At 41.0% G+C, this 15,855-nt stretch carries 16 protein-coding genes; 11 read left to right on the top strand and 5 right to left on the bottom strand.

Going from position 1 to position 15,855, the window contains the following annotated elements; all coding sequences use genetic code 11:
* Positions 1 to 217: 217 nt before the first annotated feature.
* The 5 genes from IE339_RS04495 to IE339_RS04515 all read left to right on the top strand — a co-directional run bounded on the left by IE339_RS04495 (position 218) and on the right by IE339_RS04515 (position 4,416).
* Positions 218 to 718 (top strand): RNA polymerase sigma factor, encoded by a 501-nt coding sequence (locus IE339_RS04495; RefSeq protein WP_242173920.1) that lies wholly within the window; start codon positions 218 to 220, stop codon positions 716 to 718.
* Positions 711 to 1,667: an anti sigma factor C-terminal domain-containing protein gene (locus IE339_RS04500; RefSeq protein ID WP_242173923.1), complete on the top strand. Its 957-nt coding sequence runs from the start codon at positions 711 to 713 to the stop codon at positions 1,665 to 1,667. Before IE339_RS04495 ends, IE339_RS04500 begins: the two co-directional genes overlap by 8 nt.
* 105 nt (positions 1,668 to 1,772) lie before the next feature.
* Positions 1,773 to 2,741, top strand: coding sequence for an alpha/beta hydrolase (locus IE339_RS04505; protein WP_242173926.1), 969 nt, complete (start codon positions 1,773 to 1,775; stop codon positions 2,739 to 2,741).
* 2 nt (positions 2,742 to 2,743) lie between these two features.
* Positions 2,744 to 3,412 (top strand): response regulator transcription factor, encoded by a 669-nt coding sequence (locus IE339_RS04510; RefSeq protein WP_242173929.1) that lies wholly within the window; start codon positions 2,744 to 2,746, stop codon positions 3,410 to 3,412.
* Positions 3,409 to 4,416, top strand: coding sequence for a sensor histidine kinase (locus tag IE339_RS04515; RefSeq protein WP_242173932.1), 1,008 nt, complete (start codon positions 3,409 to 3,411; stop codon positions 4,414 to 4,416). The genes IE339_RS04510 and IE339_RS04515 overlap by 4 nt, the downstream gene beginning before the upstream one ends.
* A gap of 43 nt (positions 4,417 to 4,459) precedes the next feature.
* Here IE339_RS04515 and IE339_RS04520 read toward each other — a convergent pair whose 3' ends face one another.
* Complete coding sequence (locus IE339_RS04520) at positions 4,460 to 5,374, bottom strand: DUF3298 and DUF4163 domain-containing protein (protein ID WP_242173934.1); 915 nt, start codon at positions 5,372 to 5,374, stop codon at positions 4,460 to 4,462.
* A 297-nt stretch (positions 5,375 to 5,671) separates the two neighbouring features.
* Between IE339_RS04520 and IE339_RS04525 the strand changes: the two genes are divergently transcribed.
* Positions 5,672 to 6,115: a DUF3888 domain-containing protein gene (locus IE339_RS04525; RefSeq protein ID WP_242173936.1), complete on the top strand. Its 444-nt coding sequence runs from the start codon at positions 5,672 to 5,674 to the stop codon at positions 6,113 to 6,115.
* A gap of 41 nt (positions 6,116 to 6,156) precedes the next feature.
* Here the strand turns inward: IE339_RS04525 and IE339_RS04530 are convergent, their stop codons facing one another.
* Entirely contained in the window at positions 6,157 to 7,062 is a 906-nt protein-coding gene (locus IE339_RS04530; protein WP_242173939.1) for a DUF3298 and DUF4163 domain-containing protein, read from the bottom strand.
* A gap of 279 nt (positions 7,063 to 7,341) precedes the next feature.
* Here IE339_RS04530 and rpiA point away from each other — a divergent pair, with 279 nt between their 5' ends.
* Complete coding sequence (gene rpiA, locus IE339_RS04535; RefSeq protein WP_242173940.1) at positions 7,342 to 8,013, top strand: ribose-5-phosphate isomerase RpiA; 672 nt, start codon at positions 7,342 to 7,344, stop codon at positions 8,011 to 8,013.
* Between the two features lie 35 nt (positions 8,014 to 8,048).
* Here the strand turns inward: rpiA and IE339_RS04540 are convergent, their stop codons facing one another.
* Positions 8,049 to 8,588 (bottom strand): hypothetical protein, encoded by a 540-nt coding sequence (locus tag IE339_RS04540; RefSeq protein ID WP_242173943.1) that lies wholly within the window; start codon positions 8,586 to 8,588, stop codon positions 8,049 to 8,051.
* A gap of 181 nt (positions 8,589 to 8,769) precedes the next feature.
* Complete coding sequence (locus IE339_RS04545) at positions 8,770 to 9,372, bottom strand: YdbC family protein (RefSeq protein ID WP_242173946.1); 603 nt, start codon at positions 9,370 to 9,372, stop codon at positions 8,770 to 8,772.
* A 157-nt stretch (positions 9,373 to 9,529) separates the two neighbouring features.
* Between IE339_RS04545 and IE339_RS04550 the strand changes: the two genes are divergently transcribed.
* The 3 genes from IE339_RS04550 to IE339_RS04560 all read left to right on the top strand — a co-directional run bounded on the left by IE339_RS04550 (position 9,530) and on the right by IE339_RS04560 (position 14,035).
* A complete protein-coding gene (locus IE339_RS04550) occupies positions 9,530 to 11,563 on the top strand; it encodes a hypothetical protein (RefSeq protein ID WP_242173949.1) in 2,034 nt (677 codons plus the stop codon).
* A gap of 231 nt (positions 11,564 to 11,794) precedes the next feature.
* Positions 11,795 to 11,992, top strand: coding sequence for a cold-shock protein (locus IE339_RS04555; RefSeq protein WP_053399568.1), 198 nt, complete (start codon positions 11,795 to 11,797; stop codon positions 11,990 to 11,992).
* A 333-nt stretch (positions 11,993 to 12,325) separates the two neighbouring features.
* On the top strand, positions 12,326 to 14,035 hold the full coding sequence (locus tag IE339_RS04560; protein WP_242173951.1) for a choice-of-anchor I family protein: 1,710 nt from the start codon (positions 12,326 to 12,328) through the stop codon (positions 14,033 to 14,035).
* Between the two features lie 31 nt (positions 14,036 to 14,066).
* Here the strand turns inward: IE339_RS04560 and IE339_RS04565 are convergent, their stop codons facing one another.
* Complete coding sequence (locus IE339_RS04565) at positions 14,067 to 14,507, bottom strand: VanZ family protein (protein WP_242173953.1); 441 nt, start codon at positions 14,505 to 14,507, stop codon at positions 14,067 to 14,069.
* 449 nt (positions 14,508 to 14,956) lie between these two features.
* On the opposite strand from IE339_RS04565, the gene IE339_RS04570 reads away from it, so the two are divergent.
* A complete protein-coding gene (locus IE339_RS04570; RefSeq protein ID WP_242173955.1) occupies positions 14,957 to 15,724 on the top strand; it encodes a tyrosine-protein phosphatase in 768 nt (255 codons plus the stop codon).
* The last annotated feature ends 131 nt before the right edge of the window (positions 15,725 to 15,855 follow it).

Here is a 15,855-nt window from a genome sequence, read left to right on the forward strand (position 1 = left end):
ATGAGTGAATTTGACCGTTTTTAAACGGTCTGAAACATAGCATGACGGAGGGGATAGAAGAGCACTGTTTCTTCATCTTAGCCATATGTAAGCAGGTGAAGACCTCTTTGGAGGCAGAGTACGTATAGACAAGAATTCTAAGACAGATAAGTATAAACCATTAATAATGAAAACAAATAGTAGAGAAACAAATGAAGAGGAAAGGAGGACATGAAAAATGGATGGGTTTCAGGAGGAGCTCCATGCGTATATGGATATTGTTCAAAAGCACTTAATAAAAATTGGTGCAAATCCAGAAGATGCACAGGATGTGGCGCAGGAGACATTGTATAAATATTTAGTCAACATTGATTCGGTTGAAGCAGACAAAGTGAAAAGCTGGTTGTTCCGCGTGGCGGTGAACCATTATTACGATATGGCGAGACGAAAGCAGCGTAAGCAAAAAATCGTTCAATCCTTTCAAATGGAAGACGGATATGAAACAACTTTACCTGAAGATGTACTGTTGAATAAAGAGAAACAATCCCTCATTAAAAAGGTTTTAAATAAATTAAAGCCACAATATCGCGATTTATTGGTCATGAAGTACGGTCGTGAGTTAAAATATAAAGAGATATCTGATGAGTTGGATGTTAATGTAGGCACTGTGAAGACAACTGTCCACAGAGCACGCAAAAAGTTTATTCAAGAGTATTGGAGGACAAATCAGGATGTTTGAGGACCATCATTCTCAGGGGTCACCTGGCAATGGCCGATTTCAACAAGTGGTGAAACGTGCGCAGCGAAAGACTATCTTTCGAACGATCATCATCGCGGCGATTGTATCGACTGTTCTGATTGTTTTGTTCCTATTAACAAGTAATTTGTTATTAAAAGAGCGAATAAAAAAAGAAAATCGTTACCGCACAAGCTGGTATCACATCGCATCACCGAATATTGAAGAAAAGCGCACGGTTCACCACAACCATATTTTTTTGGTTACCGAAACAACGACCTTTATAAAAGAAATTAACAATCGACCTATTCCATGGGACACGGTTACGCGTGAGTACGGTCCTTTTGGAAAGGCAAAAACGATTGACCCGCTATGGGGAGAGACGGGATCATACAATGATTCCGAAAAAAAATGGGATTATTACGATGAAAAAACGGGGGAACGCGCGCTCGTTTTTTACCATCCCAGCATTTATTACCGATCCGTTCCGCAAGATTTGGACGAGTTAGACAAAATGGACCCCAATTTAAATGCGGAGTTTTCCTTATCCTTTGATAAGCCGTACACCGTCAAACAAGTTCGAAATATGATTTTATCTGATCATCTTGATTGGATGTGGGTAGATTCCTATTCGAGGCGTGAGCTAAAGGACCGAAACGCACAGACGGAGCCACGAGAGGTGTACACCGCCTCTAGCGTGTATGGTTTTCAAAGCGCCGATTACGGACCTGATTTATTTATGAGCTCACTTCACGCATTAAAAGACCAGGAGCCTTATGCGAAGAAAGTTGCGCCTATTTTAAAGTCACTAAAAGAGAAAGAAGTACACTCTCCTCGTGATTTGCGCGTCATTGGCGTCATTATTAGCGGATCGCCTCAGGATCTCAAGCGCTATCAAAATAAGCCTTATATTCGAGCATCCGTGCTAGGAGCTACGGTAGAGAAGTATTAAAAACAAGCCTTCGTCGGTGACGAGGGCTTGTTTTTTTGTGTAGAAAAGTTAATAGGAAGTTAAGAATCTTTCGTCATACTTCTATCTAAGAAAGAGGGGATAACCGTGAAGTTATGGAGAAAAATTATTGTCATTAGTCTGTTAGTGGTATTGTTTATTCCACTCGTGATCTTTTCTTATCACACCTACCAGCTTTATAGGGAGCGAGAACTGCTAGAGGAAGTAGGAAATAAGGTTTCCTTCGGCAAGAAACATTTGAATGTGTATACCGAAGGAAAAGGTGAAAAAACCTTTGTATTTATGTCAGGATCAGGAATCGCAGCTCCGATATGGGAATTAAGAGGGTTGTATCAACGTTTCTCAAAAGATAATAAAATAGCGGTAGTAGAGAGGGCAGGTTACGGATACAGTAGTATTTTTGAGGATAGGCGTGATTTAGATCAGATTCTTGAGCAATCAAGGAAAGCCCTTAGAAAGTCCGGAATAAAGCCTCCTTACGTTCTTGTCCCGCATTCGATCTCTGGATTGGAAGCGATCTACTGGGCACAAAAATATCCTAATGAAGTTCAAGCAATTATTGCGTTAGATATTGGATTGCCCGAACAATATGCAACATATAAAATGAAGAAGGCTCAGCGACTTCAAATTGCGTTCATGAATGGACTGACGAAACTAGGGCTTCAACGACTGTTTCCAAGTGCTACCTATGATCCAGAGGTGATCAAACAGCATTTCCTAACCGATAAAGAAAAAGAACGATTTAAGGCGATTTCATATAAGCAAGCTTTCAACAACGATATCAAGCAGGAGCTCTTAAAAACGGAGATGAATGCAAAAAAATCTGTCTCTCTACCACCTCCAACTGAGACACCTATTCTCTTTTTTTCTGCGTACACGAAAGAGAATAAAGTCACAAAGAAAAAAGAAGCGGACTATCAACGGTATGCGAAGAAACTTCGGAACGCAAAAGTAGAGCGAGTGAAAGGAAAACATGCAATCTATTTATATAAACCGTCACTCATTTATAAGGAAGCGATTGCATTTATAAATGAGGACGTAAGTAAAGGACGTTGATTATGGGAGGCTATCAAATATTACTCGTAGAAGACGATCTGCAAATTGGTCAATTATTAAAAGGTATTTTAGCAGCAAAAGGATATAACGTACGATGGTCACAAGACGGAGCGGATATTAGTGGTCATGTGTCTAAGGTAGATCTTGTCATTATGGATGTAATGCTACCGCTAGAAGACGGGTATCAATTATCAAAGAAAATTAAGCAAGTGAGCCATCAGATTCCCATTATTTTTTTAACTGCGAGAAGTGATATTGAAAGTAAATTAAAAGGGCTTGAGATAGGTGAAGACTATCTTGCAAAGCCTTTTGATCCTAGAGAACTACTGGTGAGAATGGAGAAACTGTTACATCATGCTTACGGAGAGGTTCTCATAATTCAGCATTTGAAAATAAGTTGTGATCGTCAGCAACTATTTAATGAAGACGGTCTTGAAATTTTTTTAACGCCAACGGAACGAAAGATTTTTTTCTATTTGTATGAAAATCGAGACTGTATTTTAACGAAGGAACACTTTTTCGAATACATATGGCCGCTAGAAGATCGCAACCCTAGCATCTTAAATGTGCATATGAAAAAACTGCGAACGAAGATTAGAGATGAAAACGGACAAATCATTCAAACGATTTACGGAGAAGGATACCGACTAAATTCGAGGATTCGAACATGAAGCTCAAACATAAATATCAGTTCATGCTTTTAATCGTAATGATCAGTGTTCCTCTGTCTTTACTTCTTGCAAACTTTGTGATGCTAGGCATCTATCGTCTTGTTTATGAGGGGAAAAGTTCGAGCGTACCCTTTCATGAATCGTTCGCTTATCCTGGAATGATTGTCTTATTTATGCTAGCGCTTGTTTCACTCATTTTTCTTTTCTCGCGGTCTATTCATTCCTTACTAATAAAGATTGGTTTGCTTGATCAAACGATCCGGGAACTAGCAGGCAATAAGCAAGTCCCAGAAAAAGTGACCGTTGAGAGAGAGGACGAACTAGGAAGCTTAGTACATTCAGTGAATGCATTAATCGAGCGCACCTCTTGGAGGGAACTAGCATTAGAGCAAGAAATGAACATTCGGAAAGAAATGATTCGTAAACTTCGACATGATTTTAATACGCCTTTAACAACTATGAAGCTACAACTTTTTTATTTAGAAGAGGCGGAAGAACATTCAAAGCAGGAGATTATTCACGCTATGAATCAGCAAATCGAGCATATGGCACGTTTAACAGATGATCTAAGCATGATGTCTGTTAACACACTAGAGTATGTAGTAAAAGAAGACGTAGACGTGGAGTTAGTGCTTCAAAATACAATCAGTAAATGGAATTATCTCTTTCATCAAAGTAAGATGGAGCTTTTATATAAAAGTGACGGAAAGCCGTTTAGCTGGATGGGAAATCAGCTTTTGTTTCAGCGCATTTTAGATAATGTTCTTCAAAATATTTTAAAACACGCGGAGGCAACGAAAACGACGATTTCGGTTCAAAATTTTGTTGTTACGATTGAAGATAACGGAGTAGGATTTGATTGTACGAATGATCATAAAGGGCTGGGACTGAAAATTATTGCTGATATTACGCAGTTGCTAAACGTAAAATATTTCCTTCGTTCTGATCCACTTGGGACAACCTTTACGTTCCAATTAGAAGAAACAAACAAAGGCCAAACCTAAGCAGGTTTGGCCTTTGTTTTTAACATTCTATTAATAGCGTTACTTATTTCGTATATAACGTATGAGGAATAAAGATTGCTGGTGTGCCTGCTGCGTATGGACCGACTTCATATGGTTGGAACATGATGCCGATGCCGCGCGTTTGGAAGTAGAACGGGCGAGATTCATCAATTTTAACGTCTGAGAGTTTTTCGACGTCAAACATGCCGTTTTGGTTCATCATGTAGTTAAAGGCATATTGCTGTACCGCACTATTTTTATGGTTGATCACTGTACCTAAGCTGTAGCGTTCACCGGTATTTGTGTCGAAGTTATAGGATTTTAGCCAATAGATTCCGTGTGCACCGCCAGTATACTCACCGTCATTCATCATCACGCTTAGCTTGCCTTGCATATTAAACTTGATTTCATAGGAATTATAATACTCCCAAGCGTACCACGGGTAGCTTCCATCGTAATCTTTCTTCGCTTTCGATTCTTCTTTTTTCAGTGATACAGATGCATTGTACGAACGCTCTGCATGCATGGAGAGGACGCGGTTAATTCGAGCTTGTGCTTGTGTGTTCACCATTCCCGTTACTTGAGGATATGAAATTTTGTTTTTGTACATCTTCTTCACGACTTTAACAGGCTCTTGCTGTGGTACTGCGCTGTACGTAACGGAAGTTCCTGGCTTCACATATTGATAACTTCCCACATAATACATGTCATCGATCATGGAGAATACGCGAACTTCTTCACCTGCTTTTAGCATGCGCGCTTTTGTTAACGAGCCGTCCTTTTCCTTTTTCCACATTTGCGTGTCGGTTTTGACCGTTAATGTACCGATTTGTCCTTTAATGGGATCTAGGCTTTGTACTGCTTTTGGCTGTGTCATCGTGGATGCATGTGATGTAGATGCTGCACCAAATCCTAATAATAATGATGCTGCGACCGTTCCTGCTAATACTTTTTTCATAATCAGTAACCTCCTTGTGATAACCCTAAAACCTTTCTCTTTCTCTCATTATAAGGTAAAGAAGAAAAAATGTGGACGATTTTACTGTAGTAAATAGCTAAAGGAAATGGAGAAAACCCTTGATACGGAAGTGTTTTTACGAAAAAAATTAAAAATCTAACTATATCGATAGAGGGAGATCATAACAAAACGGATAAGAGAATGTGGAAGTTTAAAAAGGAACGCAGGGCGCGAAAAAGTGAAAATGGAATAGGATGGGTGCTTTTTCAAGATACTAGGCAAAAAGGAGATGAAGGAATGAAGAAGTTACTCGTTTTGTGTGGGTTGTCTTTCTTGATGTGGACTCATCCCGTCTCGGCAAAGGAAACGTCATCCTACGATGTCAAAGGAATGGAGAAAGCGATCGACCATATGATAGTCGATCAGTTTCAAGATGAGCTCCAGGATGCCGTCGTAGATTTTTATAAACGGGACACTGTGAAGCTTCAGTATGATTGGAAAGAACAACGCTATGACGTGGTTGAGTTAGAACAATCCAAAGAAGGGCACAAGTTACAGTATCCTTATGTCGTGACGTTTAATGTTCTCGTATACGACAGCGAGAAAAAAGAGAGAATCGGGACAGATACGCTTACATTTGGTGTGGTTCCCGTAACATCTAAGGAAACGGCGAAAAAACAAGGGAAAATGTTCAGCGTGGCAAAGCTCTTGAACTATCGTCACGGAGAACCGCTACAATAAGAAAAGCTGTGAGGGATTGTTCCTCGCAGCTTTTGTATGAATTAATAGTTGTAAACAGTACTTGGAACAAAAATGGCTGGCATTCCCATTGAATAAGGTCCAATTTCATATTCGGTGAACATAATCGCAACGCCATTATTTTGGAAGTAAAAGGCGTTATCATTGTTGACTGTAATATCGTCCCTGTCTTCAACGAAGTAATTGTCGTCGTATACAAGCTTGTTGTAGATATAGTCCTCGGCATCATACGTATGATTTTTCAACACGCCCGTAAGACTGTAACGATTTCCTGTATTTAGATCAAAATTGTAACCTGTTGCCCATTCTATACCGTGAGCGCCACCCATATAGGTGCCGTCATACATAATGACACTTAGCTTATTTTCTGCGTTATACTTTAGTTCATACGTTTGGTAGTAGCTATAAGGAAACCAGTAAGGGTCATTTCCCCAATCCTTTTTATCTTCTACTTCTTGCTTTTTTAATTGAACACTTGCATTGTAGGAGCGCTGTGCATGCATAAGCAACGTGCGATTAACGCGTGCCTCAGCTTGTTTGCTTGCAAGACCCTGCACTTGCGGATAGGTCATACCTTTATAGCTTTTCTTCGTTACGGTTACACCGAACTGCTGTTTAACGGAAGCAGGAAGCACTTGATACTTTACGTTTGCACTTTTTTTCACGTATTGTGAACTTCCGACATAATACATCGTACTCGTTGATGAAAAGACGCGCACCGCTTCGCCGGCTTTTAGTGTACGTACTTTTACGTATTTTCCATTTCCTTGTTTCTTGAACAAATCAGTTGCTTTTACGACCGTTGCTTTCCCAATTTGTCCTTTTACCACTTCTTGATTTCCCCACATTACTTTTGCTTGTGTTAATGCAGGTGATGAAATGCCAATAAGCATGAACATTACTATGCATGCAGTTAACCATTTTTTCATGATGATCCCCCTTGTTTGTAAGTTATGTAACTTAAGTAGTATAAAATATCCAGGAATATTTTACTATATAATTTTTTGTGGAATAATGAAAGAAGTCTTTTTTTGAATACTAGTAAATGAATTAAAACGTAAGGGTGACGTAGAAATCTCCAGACAACAAACAACCATTTTAAAACATCAAGAGATTTATCAGCGCCTTCTGCTGACAAGGGATAGAAAGAGAGTGTACAATAGATGGCAGAGAGATAGAAGAAAAGTTTGTAGAAAATAGGTGATCATATGAATGAGAAGCAGCTTGTAGGAGAAAAAGCGGTGGAGTATGTGAAGGATGGTATGATCGTTGGGCTCGGCACGGGATCGACCGTTTACTATACCATTTTAAAGCTCGGAAAGCTTGTGCAAGAAGGTCTTCAAATTAAAGGTATTCCAACATCTGTGCAAACAGCGATGTTAGCAAAAGAGTTAAACATTCCACTCGTAGAGCTAAAAGACGTTGAGCACATTGACGTTGCGATTGATGGAGCAGATGAAGTGGATGGTCAAGCAGCGCTGATTAAAGGTGGAGGCGGTGCGCTTTTACGCGAGAAAATCATTGCACGCGCTTCCAAAATGTTCGTTGTGGTAGCCGATGCGAAGAAAAATGTGCAAACGCTTGGGAAGTTTTCTCTTCCGGTCGAAGTCGTTCCATTTGGATTCGAAATGACGGCTCGTCATATTGCAAAGCTAGGCTGTGAACCCGTTCTTCGGCTGAATGCAGCAGGAGAAGCGTTCATCTCAGATAACGGAAACTACATTTTAGATTGCCCGTTCCCACAAATCGATCGCCCAGCTGAATTAGAACGTACGCTGAACATGATTCCAGGCGTTGTTGAAAACGGTTTGTTCGTTGAAATGGCGGACGTGGTGATTACGGTGGATGAACATCAGCAGGTGAAGGTTACGACGGTATAAGAAAAGCCATCTTCTTTTGAAGGTGGCTTTTTTACTTACGGTGTTTGTAAAATGAGAATATATTTACTTTCTAACGCGTTGGCTTTTTGCAAGCTATGTAAAATGCGAAGGTTAAGTGATGTCATGTTGTTCGTATTCTTTAGCACTGCAATTGCTGCGTTGTACTTTTTTTCCTTCGCCATTTGTTCAGCGGTTTGAATTTGAGCCTGGATATAAGTATAGTCTCTTTGAAAGCTTTGTGCCTTCTTCAATTTTTCTTCCACATGTTGTGCGACATCTTTATGAAAGGGATTTTTATCATTCTCCAAATAAGCGGCTGCTTCGGGTATGAACTGATCCCAGTCATTTTCTTCGTACATATTCAGAAGTCGTTGTATGGTTTGCACGCTATTAATGTAATAGTCGATTTTATCAGTGTCTCGTTCATTTTTTTCTTCTAGTAATAAAGTCATAGCCTCGTTATAATCTGCTTGTTTGAGCGCTTCATGCACGCGATCAAAATCTAGTTTTTCATGTCTAGAGCTGCATCCGACTAGCACAATCGCTACTAGAAACAGCATCAGGAATTGTTTCATTATGTTCCTCCAAAAATCATAGACCTCTTTTGTATATACAATGAAATTCCATGTTTGGCAATAAAAATATGAAATAATTGCATGCTTTTTCGGTCAATTTGCTTATAAAAATAGCCAATGGAATTATAGGTGATTGGTTATATAGGTCATTATACCCTGTTTGGAAGCGTAGCGAAACGAATTAAGATCCTGAATGTGCGAGAACGAGCCATTTTTTTTCTAGACGGTAGTGCTGTTGTTCAGCGCGACGCACGTGTTGATGTGTAATGCTTTGATTTGTTTTTGGGGGACATGCCACTCCGTATAGCGTAAAAATGCTTACGCTGTTACCGTCAAGACGTGTAACGATATTCGTTAAGCAACGATAATCGGGATGAATGACCTCTTTGAGAAGGTCCGTAATAACATCGTCTTCGTAAGAATGAAGATCAAGAGTCGTTTTCACCATGTATGTCGTTTCCATCGCACTGCTTCTAAAATAGCGATAAACTCGTGGTGCTAGATAGGATTGCTCTGAAATACTGACTTGTAAGGAATCGTACGTTTGCTTTTGTCCGCTTTGATAAAAAAGAGAATCATGAGTGTGCTTCATAAAATCAGTATAGGAGTCATGATCATCCCATACGCCAATAATGCAAGCCTCATTTGGACGATCGATATTCCAACCACCTAGCTGCCCAATAAACCCATTCACATGTGCAAGAGCGGACCAATGCTGCTGGGTATAAGAAAAATGGTCTTTTTTACTGTCTGGTACGCTGCAATTAATGATCTTTGTAAGCATCTTTTCTCACCTCGACTATACAGTTCTCCTATTTTATAACAAACTCCTTCTTTTGCTTGCTTCGTTGTTGCAAACTGAGACATAATCCCTATCTCTATGAATATAGTAAAAGGAGAAAGAGGTTGCTTATAAATGATAGAGATGGGGGAGATCATCAATGGACGTCTACCGAGCAAGTAAGAGTCGTTCACAAAATCGAAAGGGATGGTACGTAACGTTTCGTCATCCGCTTCGAAAGGATGCTACAGGAAAGGTTGGGTTAAAAGTAAGAAGAGGTCTCGGCACGACTGATGATCAGGAAGCGGATTTGCTTGTGAAGCAAATGAATGAGCTGCTGTTAGATAATACGCTGTGGTCCATTCATGCGAAGAGTCGGGCGCGCTCGTTATATGATGAGCGGGTCATTGCCGCTTTTTATGAGGACTTAGAGCCCATGCAGATGACAGACTTAAAAGCCGTGCGTGAGCGTGAATTACCATATCCACGCCGTGAAGAGGACTATAATCAGATTCGTTTTACGGGGGGACACGAACGGTATGAGGGGTTAAGGCAGCTGCTCGGACTAGCGGACGAGCCTTTTTTACAATCCAATGCGATTCATGCTCCGCACTATGAGCTCGAGTGGATTGCTTGTGACAGTCCAACGTACGAGGCGGTTGTGACGTTTTTGCCGTTTGAGAAGACAAAGGCTTACATGGAAGAGTGCGTCATAAAGGCCGCCATTTCCTATGCATGTGACGGAGGAGATCATGAGCTTGCTCGCCACTTTTTACAGCATGAGCATGAGCCATTTGCGCTTCGACAGCTCATTGGCACCACACCTGCTTTTTACGTGACGCGCTTTACCGCGACGCAGCCAAACGTTTCGGTAAACGAACACGTTCAGGAGTATATCGAGATCATTCGTTCACAGGCGCTACAAGTGCGAGAACGCTTAATGGAAACACATGATTTTACGGAAAAACAATTTACATATCCAACCGATGACGTTCTATTAGCATTTGAAGAGACGTGGCGAGGGGAGATCGAATTTACGCTCCTAATTGATGCGCTAATGGAGGAAGTGGAAAAACGATTTCATTCTCTTCCACAGGGGCGATGGACGTATACAAGCGAAGAGTGGCCTGAGTGCTGGCGGTTTCAAGCAAAAGATCCAAACGTTACGCTTCGGATTTTATCCATCCTTACAAGTCAGGACGAAAGCAAGTGTGGCAAGCTTTTAACACCTCTCGTGGAAGGAATTCGCGTTCGCGGATCGTTTGGTGGGAGGAAGGGGATTTTTACTGTCGGTCCTGAAAAGAACGATCGCGTATTGTCAACAAATACAATGAAGGGAATCGATCAAAGTCACACACTCGTTTGGGTTCAAGAAACAAAACGAGATTCTTATGATCATATGCTTCCGACGCTTCGCTATCTTATTTCAACGGGACAGATAGAGAAGCTTCATCTTTGTATGCATGGAGATGAGAGCGAGGAATGGAAACGTCATGCAGGACAGGCGTTAGAGATCGTATTAAACGATGTGAAACGGGAGCTAGGCTGGACGGCGTATAGTCAGGCTGAGCGTCAAATCCTCCGGAACAGCCTTTATTTTTCCGTAGAGGAAGTCTACGAACGAACGATTCATACGATCGAGGAATATGAGCTGCCGTCTGTTCATCCGATTTATACGAACATGATGCTATCGTTAATTGTAAAAGACGCCTGTGATGCATTTTACCAAAAACTAGAGACACAGGACGGTTTGAGAGAGAAGGCGCTTTGTCGACGTTTTGCCGAACTTGGCGAAGATGAATATGGCGGGATGAAGCCTCAAGCTCTTATGTTCACGACGCTTACGGAGACATTTTACCGCTCCTTTTTTACACAGCCGTCTGGATGGTCACATGAGGACCTAACAAATGACAAACGGGAAAAGGCGATCGCGGCCATTTGCATGCACTTTTCGAAAGCGCTCCGTACGTATCTGCAAGCGAACGTTTGTCATCAGCAAATCGCTGAGTGGCAGGGTGCCTATGGACGAAATGGAAAGAATGCGAACAAGAAACGAGCGCAAGATTTGAACGGCATTTTTGAAGACGTGCTGCCTTCCTCTCATCGTCTGATCGATCAGCCAAAGTGCGTCAAACATCTGTATGGATTAATGAAAGAAGCGATCGAAAGTAGCGGCGGTATCCTGTTAAGTTAAGGGTTTTTTTGATATTTTATTAAAAATTAGCCAAAAGAGGTAAATAGTCTTAACATTTTAGTTACTGTATGCTTTTTCGTGATAAAGCCTTGCTTTTTTAGGCTTTACTTGTTAATATGAAGTTAATTATTTTTGTTCGCTTTAAAGATTGATGCAACAAATCGTCTTGAAAGATTCGCAGAGCAAGAATAGTAATACAATTGTGTGTCTAACACACTAGGAGGAACAAACATGTTACAAGGTAAAGTAAAATGGTTTAACGCAGAAAAAGGTTTCGGTTTCATCGAAGTTGAAGGTAGAGAAGACGTATTCGTTCATTTCTCTGCAATCCAAGGCGAAGGTTACAAAACTTTAGAAGAAGGTCAAACAGTTTCTTTCGAAATCGTTGATGGAGCTCGTGGACCTCAAGCTGCTAACGTTACAAAATAATTGAAGCGATAGCTCATACAAAGAACTTCTCTTTTTGAGAAGTTCTTTTTTTATGTGGATTTAATGGTAGGTGTGAACGGGAATACACCATGTAGAAGGAATAATGGGTGCTTATCATTTCTGGCCGTAATTCTAGGGTTGTGTGACTAAGGAAAGCAGAATAGCCGTACTCAACAGTCGTACCAAAACGGGCGACTTTTTTTGTGTATTTTGGGAAATTTTGCACACACTAACAGAGTCAATATGATCTTAACTGCCGCTTAATAGTACATTTACAAACGGCCGTTACAATATAGGTGAACACAAGACGACGAGAATACTAGGAGGCTAAACATGAGACAGATGAAGACGACAATGGCAGCCGTAGTTAGTACCGCTTTTTTACTCGCACCAACTCTTACCACTCAAGCCGCTGTAACCGTAAATCCAGAGGGAGCACCTCTTATGGTAAATGAACTCGCACGCTATGACAGTGAATCAGGAGACGGTGGAAGTGAAATTTTAGCATATGATCCGTATATGGGGCAGGCGTATGTAACGAACGGCGCAAAGAAGGCGCTTGATCTTGTCGACTTTTCCACATTAGCATCCAACAAATCTAAAACGCTATCTCCCTCAAAACGAATTGAAATGAAAGATCTTGGTCTCAAACACGTAAAAGACGTAACAAGCGTCGCAACACATCCGCATGCTAACTTTATCGCCGTTAGCGTTGTCAGCGATCCGAAAACGGACAATGGAAAAGTAGTATTTCTTGATAAGCAGGGGCACTTCTTAACCGATGTGACCGTCGGCGCACAGCCTGACATGCTGACTTTCAATGAAGATGGCAGTAAGCTGCTCGTTGCAAACGAAGGAGAACCAAGCGATGATTATGCAAAAGACCCAGAAGGATCGGTGTCGGTCATTGATTTAAGTCATGGCCCGATGGAGGCAGAAGTAACGGACGTACCGCTAAAAGATGCCCCAAGAGATCAGGGTGTTCGACTAAACTCGAAGGGAAGCATTGCACAGCAGCTTGAGCCGGAGTACATCACCGTTCAAGGCGACACGGCTTACGTGAGCCTGCAAGAAAACAATGCGATCGCCAAGCTGAATCTGAAAACGAACAACGTCGATCACATTTACGCGATGGGAACGAAGGATCACTCGCTTCCGCAAAATGCGCTTGATGTGAAGAAAGATGGAAAAGCAAATCCAGAAACAATGCCGCTACTCGGACTTTATCAGCCGGACGGAATTGAGGCTGCACAGATTGGAGATCGATCGTACATTGTGACCGCAAACGAAGGCGATACGCGCGATTACGAAGGATACTCAGAAGAAAGTAAGATTAAGGACCTAAAAGAAAAGATTGGACTCAAGGCGACCAATTACAAAGGGTTCTCGCAATCACAGCTCGATAAAATGATCGGTAATGGTCTCCTTGATGAAATAGGCGACGTGAAAGTATCAAAAGAGGACGGTCAAAAAAACGGGACGTACGAAGCGCTCTATACAAACGGCGGCCGCTCCTTCTCCATTTTAGATGCCAACACGATGAAGCAGGTGTATGACAGCGGGGGAGACTTCGAACGGAAAACCGCGGATTTGCTTCCAGATGTGTTTAATGCTGATAGTACTAATCTGACAGTAGACGATCGTAGCAACGCCAAAGGACCAGAGCCGGAAAATGTACAGGTCGGAACAGTCGGGGACCGCACGTATGCTTTTATCGGACTCGAGCGCCTAAGCGGGATCATGGTGTATGACGTTACGAATCCAAAAGCACCGACGTTTGCACAGCTCATCACAGGCCGTGACTTCTCTGAGAACGTAAAAGGAGACGTCTCACCAGAAGGCTTAAAGTTCGTAGAAGCGAAACAAAGTCCGACTGGGCACCCGCTTCTGTTTGCGACACATGAAATATCCGGGACCGTAGCGGTTTATGAATTCCAAAAGGCAACTCCTGAAAAACATGTGAACGCCGCAAAAGAAAAAGTAAGCAGCGCGATTATTCACAACCCTCATACAGATAAGCGCGTAGCGCAAAAACAGCCATAAAAACCCTTGCCGATACTTTCGGCAAGGGTTTTTACGTGCGTCTTATATAGCGGATACTTGTTGCGATGAGTAAAAACAGCAGTGCACCTGCTGAATCAACCATCACATCTAAAATACGACCATCTCGTCCTACGGTGAACGCCTGATGAATTTCGTCCGTGAACGCATACAGAGCCGTGAACAACCATGCAAGCACATAGCGAAGGCGACCTTTCAAGTTCCATAAAAATAAAAGAGATAAAAGACCAAAAAAACTAAAATGCGCAATTTTTCTCGTTACAAACTCTGCATCTATTCCAGGGTGATAAGGCAAATAAAACGTGCCTCCTGGTTTTAAAATACTTGCGATATCTACGCCGTCACGAAACTCTCCGCTATGAACCCATGTGCTAGGATCTAACACGAGAAGGCCTGGCGTTTGCGAAAAATAAAAGATGGCGATCATCATTAGCAATAGCAATACTTTTTTCATTATTAACCCTCAACTCGTTTTCATAATGGGTTTAATTTTAAAGAAACTTTGTGAAGGATTCAAGGAATTATAAAAAAAATTTCGTTAATTACATTTAATGGATAAATTATAGGTTAAAAGAAATACCATTTTTGGTATAGCTGGGAGTGTATAATTAAGGTAATTAATACCAATTAAAAACCTATGGTAATTTCACTTTTAATATTGTAGAAAATGATTGTTTATTAAAATTGTAGGTAATATGACCGTTATAATAGACTTTTTGATGGAAATAATACAGTATACATTTTACTTACATAACAACTTTTAAAATATAATTTCAATATTTTACCTAAAATATCCAAAATTCGACAAAATAATCGGTAGGAAAAAAGAACTTTATATGGTAATATTATAAATGTTTTCCAGGATATTAATAGTTCTTTTGGCTCAATGAGAGGGTGGAGAACATGATTGATTTACATAGTCATATTTTGCCGGGAATTGATGACGGAGCGAAGAATATGGAACAAAGCTTGGAGATGGCGAAGGTTGCTGTAAATGAGGGAATTACAACGCTTTTCGCCACGCCTCATCATCATAACGGTCGTTATATCAATATAAGAGAAAGCATTTTCGAACGTGTTGCCGAATTAAATGAACGATTATCCCACTACAACATTCCACTACTCGTCCTACCAGGTCAAGAGCCTCGCATTTATGGCGAGCTTTTGGATGACTATGACAATGGTAAAATTGTCACGGTCAATGACAAAGGGAAATACCTGCTGATCGAATTGCCATCAAGCCAGGTTCCTTATTTTACGGAACAGCTCCTTTTTGACATCCAGCTTCGTGGTCTTACTCCTATTATAGTACATCCGGAACGGAATTCGAGATTGATAGAGGAGCCCAATCTCTTATATCAATTTGTTAAAAAGGGAGCGCTTACGCAGCTAACAGCATCAAGCATTACAGGAGAGTTTGGAAAGAAAATTAAGAAATTTTCTATGCAATTACTAGATGCAAATCTTGCTCATGTTATTGCGAGTGATGCACATAATACAGGCAGCAGAGGCTTTCATATGCAAAAAGCGTTTCATCATATACATAAGCAATTTGGACAAGACATGGGCTATATGCTGAGGGAAAATGCCCAGCTGATCACCGAGGGCAGAATGGTTTACAAAGAGCCACCTGCCACCGTCACAAGAAGAAAAATTTTAGGTGTTTTTTGATGTAGTTCTTACAAAGTAAAAAGATTGAAAATTCAATTATTTTGGTGATGTCTCCTTACCACTACCAACGGAGGCACTCGGTCATGCTGTGGGTAGATCGCTACCTTAGACATTTATTGTCGAGAGTGTGA

This window comes from Priestia koreensis (genome assembly GCF_022646885.1).
Lineage (GTDB): Bacteria > Bacillota > Bacilli > Bacillales > Bacillaceae_H > Bacillus_AG > Bacillus_AG koreensis_A.

Coding starts and splice junctions, on each gene's coding strand:
- IE339_RS04555 (WP_053399568.1), top strand. CDS start 11,795: ATGTTACAAGGTAAAGTAAAATGGTTTAACGCAGAAAAAGGTTTCGGT.
- IE339_RS04560 (WP_242173951.1), top strand. CDS start 12,326: ATGAGACAGATGAAGACGACAATGGCAGCCGTAGTTAGTACCGCTTTT.
- IE339_RS04525 (WP_242173936.1), top strand. CDS start 5,672: ATGAAGAAGTTACTCGTTTTGTGTGGGTTGTCTTTCTTGATGTGGACT.
- IE339_RS04540 (WP_242173943.1), bottom strand. CDS start 8,588: ATGAAACAATTCCTGATGCTGTTTCTAGTAGCGATTGTGCTAGTCGGA.
- IE339_RS04550 (WP_242173949.1), top strand. CDS start 9,530: ATGGACGTCTACCGAGCAAGTAAGAGTCGTTCACAAAATCGAAAGGGA.
- IE339_RS04545 (WP_242173946.1), bottom strand. CDS start 9,372: ATGCTTACAAAGATCATTAATTGCAGCGTACCAGACAGTAAAAAAGAC.
- IE339_RS04495 (WP_242173920.1), top strand. CDS start 218: ATGGATGGGTTTCAGGAGGAGCTCCATGCGTATATGGATATTGTTCAA.
- IE339_RS04520 (WP_242173934.1), bottom strand. CDS start 5,374: ATGAAAAAAGTATTAGCAGGAACGGTCGCAGCATCATTATTATTAGGA.
- IE339_RS04565 (WP_242173953.1), bottom strand. CDS start 14,507: ATGAAAAAAGTATTGCTATTGCTAATGATGATCGCCATCTTTTATTTT.
- IE339_RS04500 (WP_242173923.1), top strand. CDS start 711: ATGTTTGAGGACCATCATTCTCAGGGGTCACCTGGCAATGGCCGATTT.
- IE339_RS04515 (WP_242173932.1), top strand. CDS start 3,409: ATGAAGCTCAAACATAAATATCAGTTCATGCTTTTAATCGTAATGATC.
- IE339_RS04570 (WP_242173955.1), top strand. CDS start 14,957: ATGATTGATTTACATAGTCATATTTTGCCGGGAATTGATGACGGAGCG.
- IE339_RS04530 (WP_242173939.1), bottom strand. CDS start 7,062: ATGAAAAAATGGTTAACTGCATGCATAGTAATGTTCATGCTTATTGGC.
- rpiA (WP_242173940.1), top strand. CDS start 7,342: ATGAATGAGAAGCAGCTTGTAGGAGAAAAAGCGGTGGAGTATGTGAAG.
- IE339_RS04510 (WP_242173929.1), top strand. CDS start 2,744: ATGGGAGGCTATCAAATATTACTCGTAGAAGACGATCTGCAAATTGGT.